The following is a 15,547-nucleotide window of genomic DNA, read 5'->3' as shown; positions in this document are numbered from 1 at the left end:
GATCGTTCCGTTAATGGTCCAGTTTAATCAGCTTTGCTGCAATAGCGGTGTCGATGGTATCAAGATCGTGCCGATCGAGCCTGATTGTGCCTGCCTTTGCATTCTCCAGTGCTTGCACAGGATTGCGCGCTCCGCATAGGGCAAATGTCACTCCCGGCTGTGCCAGTGTCCAGGCGATCACGATCTGTGCAATACTCGCCTGATGCTTATTGGCAACCACATGGATGTCTTCAGCAAATGTTCGGATTTTCAAACGGTTGTCTTTGGAAAACCTTGGGTTATCTTTGCGCTGATCATCCCCTGAGAAAATTCGCTCAGCATCCATGGTTCCTGCAAGCAGACCAAGTGCCAAAGATGAATAGCTCAAGATTGAAACATTATTTGCCTTCGTCAACGGCAAAAGCTCCGCTTCAATATCCCTGTCTATCATGCTGAACTTCTCTTGAATTGCATCAAGAGATCCGGTTGTAATATAGGCCTTCAGCTCATCTGCATTGACATTACTGGCACCAATTGCGCGAATTTTTCCGGCGGCACGCAAATCTTCAAGCGCACGCACGGTTTCCTCGATAGGCGTGGTGGGGTCTTGCCAATGGGTAATATAGAGGTCAATATAGTCTGTACCGAGACGTCGCAGACTGTCCTCCACCTCCTGCATAATTGCATCTCGTCCGAGATAGCGATGTACAGGCTGAGTGCCTTGATCAAAAAAATACTGACCTTTTTGTGTATGCCAGACGAGTCCACATTTGGTGGCGATTACCGCTTTATCACGCCGCCCTTTGAGAGCTTTGCCAACAATCTCTTCAGAGCGGCCAAGCCCATAGGCGGGGGCTGTATCAATCAGCGTCACTCCAGCATCAAGCGAGGCCTGAATGGCAGCAACGGACTCCCGCTCATCGGTGCCGCCCCACATCCAGCCGCCAATGGCCCATGTGCCAAGCCCGACAGCAGAGGCCTCAACACCTGATTTTCCGATTACGCGTGTTAATTGTGTATGGCTCATCCCCGTGCCCCCTCTGCGTCTGCTATGTCCAAAATACGTTGTCCGGTGGCCTCATCCGTAATCAGCACATCCAGATGATTGCCGCGTAAAATGCTTAAAATCGGCCATGCTTTATTGGGTCCGCTTGCCAATCCGATTTTTGTGGGTATCGATTTGAACTCGTCGAGTTTCAGCGATACCAATGAACCATTCAGGCTATAGCTGCATACACGGCCATGATCGTCTAGCAGATGTGCAAGCAGTTCACTCCGGGCGCCGGAGCGTTCAATTGCATCTCGATCCATACTGGAAGACGGATGCAGATCGTAATAGCTGGAATCGTCAGTCAAAATGGAACCAATGCCGACAACGGCAATGTTTGCCTCTTTGGCGCGGTTAAACACATCAGCCACGGAACGCATATTCATCAGCATCGCACATTCAACCGGACTGTCTGCAAACAGCGGCGCGTGGATTTGGTATGCGTGACCACCAAACTTATCGGCCATAAGGGTCGCGACATGGTTTACATCGGTATAGTGCTTGCCTTGTACGCATCCGGTCAATGGGATTACGTCAACATTAAAGCTACGGGGTGTCTGTAAACCGGCAACGACTGCACTCACCCCTTTGCCGCCCGTAATGCAAATCGTATCGCCATCGGTGATTACTTCGACCAACAGACGTGCGGCTGCTTCCCCTACAGCCTGAAGTGCCGTTTGCGGATTGTCAGAAACAGTCGGCACAACAATAGCCCGCCGAATTCCACCTAATGCCAACAAGCGCTCTTCCATATCGACCAGTGGCTCAATGGGCGAAGTGATCTTAATCTCCACTAAACCCAATTGGCGTCCGCGTTTGATCAATCGATTGACTGTTGGTTGCGAAATGCCTAGTCGTTCTGCGATTTGTCCTTGTGTCAATCCTTCTATAAAATGCAGGACTAGAGCCTGATGCATCTGGCGTGCAATTACAATTTCTTCGCGCGGGGAGGTGACAGTTTTGGGCTTCATCCGGACAACACTCATAATCAAGCCGCCTTTCGCTTATGGAGAAAATGGTCGATTGAAACGGCAGCGAGAAGAATGCAGCCTTTTATCATGTCCTGCCAATAGACAGACACATCCAGCAATACCAGCGAGCTTGTAACTAAAGAAAGCAATGCAATACCTAGGATCGCTCCAAGAATGGTCCCTGAACCACCATTCAAAGATGCGCCACCAATCACTGCCGCAGCGATAATATTCAGTTCCATGCCAACACCAAATGTAGGGGTGGCAGCGCCGAAACGCGACATGTAGATAACACCGGCGACACCGGCAAGCGTTGAGCAAAGCACAGTGACCCAGAATTTAACCTGATTGGTTTTAATGCCGGAATACAACGCGGCTTTCTCATTGCTGCCCGTGTAAAACACTTTGCGAAAAGCAGTTGCACGGCGCAGCAGAAAATCAAACAACATCACGATCATCACAAAAATGACGATGACATAAGGTACCCCATAAAAGTTGCCCTGTCCGATCATTTTGAAGCTTGGGGGCAATGTGAATAGTGAAAGCGGTGTGCCTTTGGTAATAATCAAGCACAGGCCACGCACAATCACCATTGCGGCGAGTGATGTGATGAAATGATTGAGCCCCACAACGGTCACAAAAAATCCCATTACACAGCCGATCAACCCGCTGGCAAAAATACCTATGAGAGATGCGGTCCATGGGTCCAAACCCGCAAGAAACAATGAGCCTGATAGCACCATTGAGAAGCAGACGACCGATCCGACCGAAAGATCAATGCCGCCAACAATCAGCAGAATTGTCATGCCTACAACGACAATGCCTTCGACTGAGAAACTCATCAGCATGGCGCGAAAATTGCCAAAGGTGAGGAAATGAGGAGATACGAAACTCATGGCAATACACAGAACGAGAATGATCGCTATCAAGCCCGCCTCGCGCATTGTGGCAAGGCGTTTCCACGGTAATCTGCGATGATTGTTTGCCGGCATCGTATCTACAGTCATTTGAGTGTCCCCTATTGTCTCTTTATGCAGCATGTTCTTTTGCATGCAGTGGTTGCTCAACTCGCAGACCCGATGCGAGCCGAATAATGGCTTCTTCCGTCATTTCATCTGCACTCAGTTCGCCAGCCACTGTTCCCTCGCGAATAACCAGGACGCGATCACAAAGACCCAACAGCTCTGGGAGTTCAGATGAAATGACAATAATTCCGATGCCAGAGTTCGCCAGTTCACGAAGCAACAAATGGATTTCCGACTTTGCGCCGACATCAATGCCTCGCGTGGGCTCATCCATCAAAATTATTTTGGGACGAACTGCGAGTTGCTTTGCTATCGCAACTTTTTGTTGGTTGCCGCCGCTTAAAGCAGAGACAGGCATATCCACGTTGCTCATTCTCACATTAAGGCGTTTTGAGAAATCACTCGCCAGCTGTTTTTCACTCTTTGCATCAATCAGACCAAACCGAGTACTCAATGCCGCAAGGTTTAAAACTGAGATATTCTGCGCAATTGAGAGATCAAGAAAGATGCCGGAACCTTTCCGGTCTTCGGATAAATATACAATTCCAGCTTTCACTGCATCGGCATATTGTCTTATTGTCTGCTGTTGATCATTCAGGCGGAGTTCCCCTTGGGTAATGGCTCGCAACCCACAAATACCTTCAGCGATTTCCGTTCTTCCCGAGCCGATCAAACCACCAATACCGAGGATTTCTCCGGGCATGAGGTCAAAGCTTACATTGGTAAATCGCTCCCCATCTCTAATATTCCGTATTGTTAACAATGGCTTGGTTGATCGCTCATCAGGATTTTGCTTTGATGGGTAAAGCTGAGTAATTTCACGTCCCACCATAAGTCGCACAATATCATCGGCAGTGACGCCCGCTATGTCTTCGGTTGAAACAAAGCAACCGTCGCGCAGAACTGTTACCCGATCACAGAGGCTAAAGATTTCAGCCATACGATGGCTGATATAGATGATGGAAATTCCTTGTGCTTTCAACTCGCGGATAATGTCGAATAGGATCTGCGTCTCTGCTTCAGTTAATGCCGCTGTAGGCTCATCAAAGATCAGAACTCGGCAATCCAGTGTCAGCGCCTTAGCGATTTCTACCAGTTGCTGACTAGAAATCGTGAGACTGCTAACTTTCTGTTGAACGTCAATCGGGGCAAGCCGGTTCATGATCTTTTGTGCTTCTTGCTCCAATCTGCGATAGTTCATTAATACCGAACGACGGCGATTTGTCGTTGCCATGAAAATGTTTTCGGCAACGCTTGCATCAGGGCACAGCGCGATTTCCTGATGCACGAGGCCAATGCCAAGCGACTGCGCCACAGTTGGTGAGGTGATTTTAACTGGCACTCCGTCGATCAGAATTTCGCCGTCGTCGGGCTGTAAAATACCAGCAATGATATTCATCAGAGTTGATTTTCCAGCACCATTCTCGCCGCATACTGCATGAATTTCGCCTTTTTCCAGGGCAAAGTTCATGTTCGTCAGCGCCTTTACGGGACCAAACCGTTTGGTGACAGAGCGGATTTTTAAGACTGACTTCAGCGTCAAGGTGCATCACTCCACGGATAGATTTTTGGTTCTGGGGCACGATTTAGAGTGATTTTTCTATCCACTCTAAATCATTGTCCCTTACATTCGCAGAACACTAAACGCGTGTGACTTACTCTTCGATGCCTTTTGTACCGCGGCGTTTGAGATACTTATCCCAATAAAAATCATCTGCATTCGCAGCTGTAACGATGGACAATCCATTATCCACGAATGGAATACTCATCGGATTGGAACCAGCGCGTTTTGCATCATTCATGGGGTCGATCAGCTCAGGGTGCTTCGCAAACCAGAGCATCAGAAAGCCCATATAACCCTGCATGCCCTGATTAGGATTGATCGAACCAAAAACTTCACCAGCCTTGATCATATCCAGAATATTGGCATTCACATCGGCACACATTACAAGAACTTTGCCACCGCTTTCCTTATTGGCTTGCGCAGCACCAATGGCCGAATTTGCTTCTGGCATAAATACGGCATTAAGATTGGGATTAGCCTGGATAATACTCATCAGTGCCTGATAAGCTTTGGTTGGGTCTTGATTGGATGCGGCCCTACCAACCAGTTTCATGTCCGGCCATTTTTCCTTCATCCGTGCGGTAAATGCTGCCACGCGCTTATCATGATTATCCTGACCGGGATTCTCAAGCACCGCATATTCGCCTTTGCCGCCCAATTTTTCAGCAATAGCATCAGCGGCATAAGTGCCTTCGCGCGTATTGTCTGATGTGATGAAGGAAACCCGCTTGGAAAGTGGTGAATCTGCTGCAAAAGTAACCACTGCTGTTCCCTGATCAACCGCACGATTGATAGGTTCAATGAATGGATCTGAATTCATTGGGTGAACAAGGATGCCTGCTGGATTTTGGGCCAAGGCTTGGTCAAAACTAGCAATTTGCTTGTTAACATCATATTCCGGGGTGCCCGTGTAGGCAGTTTCGCAGCCAAACTGCTGACCGGCCTGTTTGAACATTTCATAGACTGGGAACCAATATTCAACCCCGGAAACCATTACGTTCATGACGTATTTTTCGCCCGGTTTGCAACGAAACGGATTCTCCGTTTCCGCATTTGCAGCGAATGTAAAAAGTGTAGATGCAAGAAATGTTAGTGCAGTCGTGCTTAGAAATTTGCGCAAAATTCCCCCTTTAGGGCCTTAAGCCCCTCCGTTGATGCGCGCCTTATATGGCGCCGCTATTCTTTATGAAGACCAGCACTCCTCCTCGAATGCTGATAGGGACAACTAAGCGCAAGATCCAAACGCTGTCAATATAATTCATATATTGAATAATAATTCATGCATTCAAGGTTATCACAAGGCATGGGGCATTCGCAGCGGCCAGCTACGCATCACCATATGGTTTGTATAAAAGCCTGGTAGTTGGGAAGAGTTCCCACTCAAACCGATTTCAACGAAACACGCTTTTCGAGTTTGGCCGCTTCTTCCTTGCGCTCGCTATAACGGTCTGTGAGATGATCCGAGATGCCACGCGTCAGAAGTGTAAACTTCATTAGTTCTTCCATCACATCGACCACGCGATCATAGAATGATGAAGGTTTCATCCGTCCAGCGTCGTCAAATTCCTGCCATGCCTTTGCGACGGATGACTGGTTTGGAATGGTGATCATTCGCATCCAGCGCCCAAGAATGCGCATCTGATTGACAGCGTTGAAGCTCTGCGATCCGCCTGATACCTGCATCAATGCCAGAGTTCGGCCCTGCGTCGGACGAATTGCTCCACCCGGCAATGGAATCCAGTCGATCTGCGATTTCATGACAGCGCTCATGGCTCCATGACGTTCTGGACTGGTCCAGACTTGCCCTTCTGACCAAAGCATTGCCTCACGCAATTCTTGCACCTTCGGATGCTCTGCTGAACCGTCGTCAGGCAAAGGAAGACCATTGGCATGAAAGATACGCGTTTCAGCGCCCATCGCATCGAGAAGACGCTGCGCTTCCAGCGTCAGAAACCGACTATAGGAACGATCACGAAGTGAGCCATAGAGCAAAAGGATACGAGGCTTATGCTTTGGAAAGTCGGCGCGTAGTGCATCTGGGTCGAGCAAAGCAAACGAATTCCGATCTAGGTTCGGCAGGTCCATGTCAGCGGGACTTTCTTTCATTAGTGATGACTTCTCCGTCCTCTTTGGTGAATGACGAAGTCGGGCTCTCGAGGATGTCGAGAACCAGTTCTGACGGACGGCACAGTTTGGTGCCAAGTGGCGTTTCAACGATTGGTCGATTGATCAGAAGAGGATGCGCCATCATGAAGTCGACCAGTTCATCATCGGTCAAGTTGAGATCGGACAATCCCAGCTTGGCATATGGTGTGCCTTTCTCGCGAAGGAGTTGGCGAGGCGTCATCTGCATTGCAGTGAGCAGTTCGACCAGTTGTTCTCGCGAAGGCGGATGTTGCACATATTCGATGACGACAGGCTCTTCGCCGCTGGCACGGATCAAGGCCAATGTGTTGCGAGACGTGCCACAGTTCGGATTGTGATAGATCGTAACTGACATCAGAGTTTTCCTGTTTCGGTGACTGGCTTTTGATTGGCACCGCGTTCGTACCAGCCCTTGGAGCGGTTCACGATCCAGACAACTGAGAGCATGACTGGCACTTCAACAAGAACGCCAACCACTGTTGCGAGCGCCGCACCAGATGAGAAGCCGAAAAGGCTGATAGCGGCTGCTACTGCCAGTTCGAAGAAGTTTGAAGCACCAATCAAAGCCGAGGGACCGGCGACGCAATGTTGCTCGCCTGAAATTCGATTCAACAGATAAGCGAGGCCAGAGTTGAAATAGACTTGGATCAGGATCGGAACGGCCAGCATCGCAATGATCATGGGCTGTGCGATGATCTGCTCTCCTTGAAATCCGAATAGCAGAACAAGTGTCGCCAAAAGCGCAATCAGCGACAGCGGCTGTAGCGTTCTGAGCATTGCTTCGAAAGCTCGTTCTCCACCGCTGGCGAGAATGCTTCTGCGCAGGATTTGCGCGATAATCACCGGAATGACGATATAGAGGACAACCGACAAAACGAGCGTATCCCACGGGACGGTAATTGCCGACAATCCGAGCAGTAGCCCGACGATAGGAGCAAATGCCACAACCATGATCGCATCGTTCAGTGCGACCTGCGACAGCGTGAAATGCGGCTCGCCCTTGGTCAGGTTGGACCAGACGAACACCATTGCCGTGCAAGGGGCGGCCGCCAGAATAATCAGCCCAGCAATGTAGGAGTCGATCTGGTCTGCAGGCAGATAAGGGCGAAATAACCAGCCAATGAACAACCAGCCAAGAAGTGCCATAGAGAATGGTTTGACGGCCCAATTGATAAAGAGCGTGACGCCGATGCCACGCCAGTGCTCAGTGACCTGTTTCAATGCGCTGAAATCGATCTTCAGCAACATGGGGATGATCATGAGCCAGATAAGAATGGCGACTGGAATGTTGACCCTGGCGACTTCAGCAGATCCGATTGCATGGAATACTGTCGGAAAGAAATGACCAAGAGCTACGCCAGAGACAATGCAAAGAGCCACCCAGACAGTCAGATAACGTTCGAATGTGGACATCAGTCATTCTCCACATTTGTCTGTGTGCTACCTTCCATGGTGCCTATTTCTTTCAGATGATTTTGAAGCGCCATGCGGTCTATCGTGGCGTGGGGAAGGCTCAGAAATGCTGATATCCGGTTCTTCAGAAAACGGGCCGCCTGCGCAAAGGCGCGCTGTTTTTCTGCGTCATTTCCTTCGGCAGCGGCAGGGTCCTCAACGCCCCAATGGGCTGTCATGGGATGGCCAATCCAGACAGGGCAGGCTTCTCCGGCAGCGTTATCACAGACCGTAAAAATGAAATCCATCTGAGGGGCGTCGGTACCTGAAAACACGTCCCAGCTTTTCGAGCTCAGGTTCTCGGTAGAATAGCCGAGAGCGTCCAGTTCCTTGATTGCGAGAGGATGAATGTCGCCTTTTGGCTGACTTCCAGCCGAATAGGCGTGAAATCGTCCTTCGCCATCCTTGTTCAGAATTGCCTCGCCCAAAATTGAGCGCGCGGAATTGCCCGTGCACAAGAAGAGCACGTTATAAACATGATCAGTCATATGATTAGTCCATTAGATGAGGGCCAAAATCATCGAGAATAGCTCATTGTGTTGCTGCTTTTGGTTCGCAGCAGGGTGTCAGGCTTTCAACTAAAGGCGCACAAAGTTTCGCATTGCCACCACAACAGTCGTTGATCATGAACAGCGTGAGGTCGCGGAACCGGTTGAGGTCCGCGCGATAGATGATCGATCGACTTTGTCGCTCACCCTTTACGAGACCAGAACGGGATAATGTCGCCAGATGTGCAGACATCGTGTTCTGCGGAACATCCAGAATGCGTGCAAGTTCACCTGCCGCAACACCGTCAGGTTCATGCTTCACCAGCAGGCGGAATGTGTCGAGCCGTGTTGACTGAGCGAGGGCAGCCAGCGCTGCAATTGCATCTTCGTTTTCCATATATCCAGAATAGAGGATATATGGATTTAGTCAATCCATCTTGATGATCCTTTTTTGTAAATCTAGAATCTGGTCTGCCCCCTGAAAAGTGATCCTTTTTGAAGTATGGCATATGAGCCGAAGAAGGACATTGAAATGGCAGAGATTGGAGCTGTATAAGTAATCGATCCAGTGAAACGATTACCCAGCGTAACACACAAGGCGGAAGAGATCGTCACGAAGCTTCGTCAGGTTGACGTGCTGAATGCGCAGGGAAAATCGACAGTTGAGGCGATCGGATCGATAGGCGTAACGGAAGTCACATATTACCGCTGGCGCGCAGAATACGGTGGACTGAAGGGCGACCAGGTGAAGCGCCTGAAGGAATTGGAGACCGAGAACGCTCGCCTTCGCCGGGCAGTTTCCGATCTGACGTTGGACAGGATGATCCTGACGGAGGCTGCTAGGGGCAACTTCTAAGTCCCGCCCGCCGCCGTGCTTGTGTTGATCATGTCATCGCAGAGCTGGGCGTGTACGAACGACGGGCCTGCCTGGTTCTCGGCCAGCATCGTTCTACGCAACGTAAGGTCGCAAAGACACCAGATGACGAAGCGGCGTTGGTCGCCGAGATCACAACGCTCTCCCTCCAATATGGCCGATATGGATATCGCCGCATCAGGCGGGCTGGATCGTGAACGTCAAACGGGTCGAGCGGATATGGCGACGGGAAGGGCTGAAGGTTCCCTACAAGCAACCAAAGCGCGGTTGGCTCTGGCTGAACGACAGCTCTTGCATTAGGCTTCGGCCGAAACGCCCCAACCATGTCTGGTCCTACCATTTTGTCGAGGACCGGACCATAATGGCTGGAAAATCCGCATGTTAAACGTGATTGACGAATTCACGCGAGAATGTATCGCCATCAGGGTCGAGAGAAGGCTGAAGGCTGTCAACGTTATCGATGTGCTCTCCGATCTCTTCATCCTGCGCATATTCGTTCCGACAATGGCCTGGAATTTATCGCCAAGACTTTGAGGGAATGGACTACGCTTGTCGGTGCCAAGACGGCTTACATTATGCTGGGGAGCCCATAGGAAAACGGGTATTGCGAAAGCTTCAACTCCAAGCTCAGGGATGAACTGCTTAATGGAGAAATCTTTTACACGCTCAAGGAGGCGAAGATCATAATCGAGGGCGGGCGGAAACACTACAACACCGTGCGACCGCACTCATCCTTGGGCTACAAGCCGCCGGCGCCAGAAGCCTCTGTCTGGCCACCTCAAAACGGACCTGTATCAACGCCGACGCTAGCGATTAGACCCAGCACGCACTAACATTAAACCCGCATCACCCGATGGGAGCAGACCAGTTCGGAGATATACATAAGTCGAAAAGTCGTGTGGATATACATCTGCAATAGAAGATCTCTATGATGGAGTTATTCATGAGGCGTATTCATGTATTAAAATTATTATTTATAATTTAACTTTTGTATATTCTTGAATGATGCCAATTAAAACACTAACATTTTTAATTTAGAAAATGTTTATGCTGAAAAATGGTTCATCTTCTTTTAATAAGGTGTTTGGGGGTAATGTTAAATTGGCGTCTAAATGCCGTCGCGAAGTTTTCAGGAGTGGAGTATCCTGCCAGGCTACTGGCGCTTGAAACTCCGACTTCTCCCGACGCGAGAGCCTCATACGCGTTTTCGAGCCTCGCTTTGCGGATATACTCGAATACACTCGACCCTTCATGTAGCCGAAACAGATGCTGAAGTCCGCTGACATTGATCCCAGCAGCACGCGCGATTGTGGGCACGTTGAGCGACGCAGCCAAATTGGTCGCGATAAATTCCTTTGCTCTTGTAAGGCGTACCCCATCTTGCCGGGTCGAGAGACGACTGGATGAGTTGCTTGATGGTGACTGCGTAATCGCGGAAAGAGCCTCAGCAATGATCTCAACCGCCCGGCTTTCCAGAAAAAGTTTGCGTAAGCACGGAGCCAAATTGGTAGGTGCTACAATTTGATGGAGAAGCTCTATCGCGCGGGGCGTTACCGTCCAACGTTGACTGGCGAGGTGATTGCTAAACAGTTTTGTACCCGCTTCACTGTCCTCCAAACCTTCCATATCCAGCCACTCTGGTGAGGCCGTGACCACGAGATGCCGCAGCCTTTGGCTACCGAAGGAGCTACGTTGAAAACTCTCGGGGCGGGCATTCATAATCGCTGTTCCCTCGACTGCGCCCATCCGCGCACCCTCGAAATGGAATGGCCTGTCGCCCATTCTTATGTCAACCGCACCATCTAGAAAAAAGATGCACGATAAGCCGGCAGATAATTGGGACGTGGCTGTGAATGGACGTCTTTCTAGAACGTCGCTGACATGCAGGAAAAGACCGTTGCGCAGTTCTTGATGAATGAACTGTCCTTCAATCAGCGTATCTTCGGGGGAAAGTTTGTCGTCAGGGCTTTCGAGTTGCACACCTTCGCGTCGCAAAAAATCGCGAACGCGCAGTTTGGTAGTTTCGGGCTTTGAACGAGAATGCGGCGATCTCTTAGAGGGGCTCATGCCAATTAACTTTCAGAAGTCGCTGAGGTTCAAGGCTTTAAGCCGTGAGACAAGTTCATATGCCTTCATATTGCATCCCGGTACATTCCGCGCAGCTTCTAGAGATCTTTGTGCTTCCAACAAAGGTTTTTCTTTCTCTGTCAAAGCTTCCCCACTTGCAGAAAGGCTCACCCATTTTGTAATTCTACATTAATATGAATTTATAGGTCAAGTTTAATTCGATCATCGATGAAAGCGTCCTGAATTCAAAGATTTGTTATTGCATCATATGGATGGGGATTTCGTGAAATATGTAATTGTCGGTCAGTGGAACGCCTGCAAAGGACCAAGGGGATTACACGCACGGCTGGCGACGCTTCTTGTCGCTTCCACTGCGATTGGCATCTGTTGTATTGAAACGGCATTCTCTGAGGAACAGACAGTAAGTACGACGATACTGGGTACAATCACAATTAGCGGTGACGGTGAAAACCTGACTGGACCTGATGATTCAATCATCGCTAAGCGAAGCAAGGCGGCTTCTAAAACTAACACGTCGCTTCTGGAAACGCCCCAGGCAGTCAGTGTCGTAACGCGTCAGCAAATGGATGCCCAAAGCGCCGACACGGTTCCGCAAGCGTTGCGTTATACGCCCGGTGTTCTTTCTGAAGCAAATGGTTACGACATACGATACGACTGGCTTCATATCAGGGGCTACAACACCTATGGCACAATTTGGATGGATGGCCTGGCACTTCCGGGAGATCCGAGCAGTTACGCAACACCAAGCGTGAATCCTTATGCCCTCGAAAGAATCGAGGTAATCAAAGGACCTGCTTCCGTGCTTTATGGTCGAACAATGCCAGGTGGTCTCGTAAATTACGTGAGCAAGTCTCCGCAGGCCACGCCGCATAATGAAGTTGTCATCGGCACCTCAGCTTTTGGTGGCATCCAGACTTCGGTGGATTCAACAGGGCCAGTTACGAAAAACGGCGATTGGCAGTACCGGTTTGTCGGTCAATGGCGCAATATGCATACGCAGATTGATCAGGAGCGCGATCGTGCTCTGATGTTTTCGCCGAGCCTGACCTGGAGCCCTTCCACGGAAACTTCGCTGACGCTATCTGGTTACTATCAGCGGGACCGTGCAATCTTCAATCCTCGATTTTACCCTGCGGTGGGAACATTGCTGCCCAATCCCCACGGCCAGATACCGCGTGATCTTTATCTGGGTGATCCAGAAGCAAATGAATTCAATCGGGATTTTTACACGCTTGGCTACGAATTTTCCCATGACTTCAACGAAACCTGGAGCGTGAGACAGAACCTGCGATATAGCCGGTCCTCACAGGATATGTTCCTCGTGCTCGTTAATCCGGCATTTGCGTATCAGCCGGATGGACATACGCTTAACCGCGCGTCAGGTGCTTCCGACGATAGACTGACATCGTTTACCGTCGATACTCAAGCTGAAGCACGTTTCAATACCGGAGAAATTGATCACACGGTGCTTCTCGGTCTCGAATACTTGCGCGCCACTTCAGACCGCAATTTCGGTAACACGACCGCAGGCGTTCCTCCAATAGACTATCTCAATCCCGTCTATGGTGGGGTATCCATTCCCTATCCTGCTTATTCGACTTCAGCATTGCAAAAACAGCAGCAACTGGGGGTATATGTGCAAGATCAGGTGCGTTACGATCGCTGGGTGGGAACGCTGGGTCTACGTTATGATCAATCAGAAATATCGACCTTCAATCGCCGTGCAACACCAGATAAGGCATATGTTGAGAACAGCGAAGGCCAGATTTCTGGGCGCGCAGGTCTAACTTATTTGTTTGACAACGGCCTAGCCCCTTATGTGAGTTATTCAACCACATTCACGCCTTTACTCGGCGTTGATGCGTTTGATGAGCCCTACAAAGCCCAGCGCGCCGGTCAAATCGAGGTTGGTGTGAAATATGAGCCCTTGGGGAGTAACGGTATGATCGCCGTTTCGTTCTACAATCTTGATATTAAAAACGCGCTGACCCCTTATCTGACTACTGGGGTACAGACTGGCTACGTGCAGTCAGGAAAACAACGGGTTCGTGGAGTCGAGGTTGAAGGCAAGGTTGAGCTTACACGCGAGATTGAACTTCTTGGATCCTACGCGTATTCGGACTCAGAAATACTGGAATCCAATCTGGCTGTCGAACGGGGTCGCGAAATCCTCCGTTTGCCTGAACATCAGGCAAGCGTCTGGGCTAAATACAGCCCTATCTGGGCTTCTGGTCTTTCGGTGAGTGCGGGCGTGCGCGGCTGGTCGTCCTATCAGACCGACAGCAAGTATCTAGAGAAATTACGTATCCCGGGGCAAATGCTCGTTGATCTCGGTGTCGAAATGGACTTCGGTAAAGTGAGAAAAGAGCTTGATGGCATGACACTGCGCGTCAACGCGACCAACCTGTTTGACCGTAAATATGTCTCTCACTGTCTAAATGACACCGGCGGCAGCTGTAACTATGGAGCAGGACGTGCTGTCAACGCCAGCCTGAAATACCGTTGGTAATGCAGTTGGGCACCCATGTTCGCGCAATTCTCACACGATTATTGCTTATCATCGGGATTCTGCCGATTTTTCTTTTGGCTGGTCTTATGGGGCCAGTTCGAGAGGCGACAGCGCAGATCGTGCTTGAGGATGCTGCGGGGCGGGAGGTTCGGCTGAACGCTCCCGCAAAACGAATTGTTTTTAACGAGAGCCTGCTTCTTCTTTCATTAGCTTTGATCGAAAACGATCCTGTTTCAAGGATCGCAGGGTGGGCAAATCCGCAGCGGATCGATAAGGGGGTGTATGCTTCTTTCCACAAGCTATTTCCGGAGATCGATAACATCGCAACAGTAGGTGCGCTACAGCCAACTGATACTTCGGTCGAGAGTATCCTCAGCGCGTCGCCAGATCTGTTTGTGATCAACCAGTGGCAAGCGGGTTGGGAAGATACAGTTGAACTGCTCAATGCGGCCGGAGTCCCCGTGATATTTCTGGACGGGCCAGTCAATGACAAGCGAAACCCCTTGGAATCTACGGCGTTCTCCGTTGAACTACTCGGAAAGGCGATCGGGCGTGTAAAACAAGCCGGGGAATATACGACGTTCGTGCGCCAGCGGTATAGATCGATTACCGAGCGTCTAAAAAATGTTTCAGAGCACCCAAAAGTGCTGGTTGACGGTTTTGCTAATGCCACGTGCTGTTCCACGCCTGGGCAAAACAATCGAATGACCCAAAACATTGTCTTGGCCGGAGCAGTGAGTATCGGCGCAGACGTGGTTTCGGCCTATGAAGGCAGACTCAGTCCAGAATACGTGCTTGAAACTGACCCACAGATTTACATTGCGACAGGCGCACCAAACTTATCGCCAGACACGAGTTTGATTGTAGGGGGCGGTATTTCCAAGGAAACCGCGCTCGCATCACTTCGCAATGTCGTTTTCAACAGTATTCGTCGCAATCTTACAGCGGTGAGTGAACGACGCGCTTTCGGTATATCGCATCAGGTGTCTATTTCGGCACTGAATGTTTTGATATTCGAGTGCTTTGCGAAATGGGCGCATCCAGAAATATTTGCAGACATTGATCCCAATGCGACGCTTGCTGAAATAAATCGGCGCTTTCTCGCGGTGCCGATAGAGGGAACATTTTGGGTGGGCCTTGACGACGAAATGACAAAAATCGAGCCCGTAGCTCAATGACGGAATTATAAAACAAACAATTTGCAGCTTCTGCCATTGTTGAGTTGCCCCACCCTGGCCTTGTCGTCAACAAGCTGTGTGATCATATGCTCGAACATGACGGGGAAGCTGAGCGTGAAGGTGCTGGAACGCTTTTGCGCATGAGAGGCGCCAGCACACGGTTTGTTACAAAGGCGCGCAAGAGCGTATCGATTTATCAGCGTCAAATCTGGAAGACATTTATTTC

The 15,547-nt window shown here is 50.0% G+C and carries 13 protein-coding genes and 1 pseudogene; 3 read left to right on the top strand and 11 right to left on the bottom strand.

Features of this window, described 5'->3' with window-relative positions; translation table 11 throughout:
* Positions 1-10: 10 nt before the first annotated feature.
* The 10 genes from OIV19_RS08980 to OIV19_RS08935 form a co-directional block, all read right to left on the bottom strand.
* Positions 11-1,006: an aldo/keto reductase gene (locus OIV19_RS08980; RefSeq protein WP_264231338.1), complete on the bottom strand. Its 996-nt coding sequence runs from the start codon at positions 1,004-1,006 to the stop codon at positions 11-13.
* Entirely contained in the window at positions 1,003-2,013 is a 1,011-nt protein-coding gene (locus tag OIV19_RS08975; protein WP_264231337.1) for a sugar-binding transcriptional regulator, read from the bottom strand. The genes OIV19_RS08980 and OIV19_RS08975 overlap by 4 nt, the downstream gene beginning before the upstream one ends.
* Before the next feature lie 2 nt (positions 2,014-2,015).
* On the bottom strand, positions 2,016-3,005 hold the full coding sequence (locus tag OIV19_RS08970; RefSeq protein WP_264231336.1) for an ABC transporter permease: 990 nt from the start codon (positions 3,003-3,005) through the stop codon (positions 2,016-2,018).
* A gap of 22 nt (positions 3,006-3,027) precedes the next feature.
* The gene (locus tag OIV19_RS08965; RefSeq protein WP_264231335.1) at positions 3,028-4,566 is read right to left on the bottom strand and encodes a sugar ABC transporter ATP-binding protein; all 1,539 of its coding nucleotides are present in this window, start codon (positions 4,564-4,566) and stop codon (positions 3,028-3,030) included.
* 112 nt (positions 4,567-4,678) lie between these two features.
* The gene (locus OIV19_RS08960; protein ID WP_264231334.1) at positions 4,679-5,707 is read right to left on the bottom strand and encodes a substrate-binding domain-containing protein; all 1,029 of its coding nucleotides are present in this window, start codon (positions 5,705-5,707) and stop codon (positions 4,679-4,681) included.
* A gap of 260 nt (positions 5,708-5,967) precedes the next feature.
* Positions 5,968-6,693, bottom strand: coding sequence for an arsenical resistance protein ArsH (gene arsH, locus OIV19_RS08955; RefSeq protein WP_264231333.1), 726 nt, complete (start codon positions 6,691-6,693; stop codon positions 5,968-5,970).
* Positions 6,674-7,087, bottom strand: a complete 414-nt coding sequence (arsC, locus tag OIV19_RS08950; protein WP_264231332.1) for an arsenate reductase (glutaredoxin) — start codon at positions 7,085-7,087, stop codon at positions 6,674-6,676. The genes arsH and arsC overlap by 20 nt, the downstream gene beginning before the upstream one ends.
* The gene (gene arsB / locus OIV19_RS08945) at positions 7,087-8,145 is read right to left on the bottom strand and encodes an ACR3 family arsenite efflux transporter (RefSeq protein WP_264231331.1); all 1,059 of its coding nucleotides are present in this window, start codon (positions 8,143-8,145) and stop codon (positions 7,087-7,089) included. Before arsB ends, arsC begins: the two co-directional genes overlap by 1 nt.
* Positions 8,145-8,672 (bottom strand): arsenate reductase ArsC, encoded by a 528-nt coding sequence (locus OIV19_RS08940; protein WP_264231330.1) that lies wholly within the window; start codon positions 8,670-8,672, stop codon positions 8,145-8,147. The genes arsB and OIV19_RS08940 overlap by 1 nt, the downstream gene beginning before the upstream one ends.
* Before the next feature lie 43 nt (positions 8,673-8,715).
* Entirely contained in the window at positions 8,716-9,069 is a 354-nt protein-coding gene (locus tag OIV19_RS08935) for an ArsR/SmtB family transcription factor (RefSeq protein WP_264231329.1), read from the bottom strand.
* A 171-nt stretch (positions 9,070-9,240) separates the two neighbouring features.
* On the opposite strand from OIV19_RS08935, the pseudogene OIV19_RS08930 reads away from it, so the two are divergent.
* Positions 9,241-10,379: pseudogene (locus tag OIV19_RS08930) on the top strand (IS3 family transposase).
* A 229-nt stretch (positions 10,380-10,608) separates the two neighbouring features.
* Here the strand turns inward: OIV19_RS08930 and OIV19_RS08925 are convergent.
* On the bottom strand, positions 10,609-11,613 hold the full coding sequence (locus tag OIV19_RS08925; protein WP_264231328.1) for a helix-turn-helix domain-containing protein: 1,005 nt from the start codon (positions 11,611-11,613) through the stop codon (positions 10,609-10,611).
* 283 nt (positions 11,614-11,896) lie between these two features.
* Between OIV19_RS08925 and OIV19_RS08920 the strand changes: the two genes are divergently transcribed.
* Positions 11,897-14,143, top strand: a complete 2,247-nt coding sequence (locus tag OIV19_RS08920; protein WP_264231327.1) for a TonB-dependent siderophore receptor — start codon at positions 11,897-11,899, stop codon at positions 14,141-14,143.
* Entirely contained in the window at positions 14,143-15,321 is a 1,179-nt protein-coding gene (locus tag OIV19_RS08915) for an ABC transporter substrate-binding protein (protein ID WP_264231326.1), read from the top strand. The genes OIV19_RS08920 and OIV19_RS08915 overlap by 1 nt, the downstream gene beginning before the upstream one ends.
* Positions 15,322-15,547: the final 226 nt, after the last annotated feature.

Origin of the sequence: Brucella sp. HL-2 (assembly GCF_025846885.2) — a bacterium.
GTDB lineage: Bacteria > Pseudomonadota > Alphaproteobacteria > Rhizobiales > Rhizobiaceae > Brucella > Brucella quorumnocens.
This window is presented reverse-complemented; position numbering and strand designations above follow the sequence as displayed.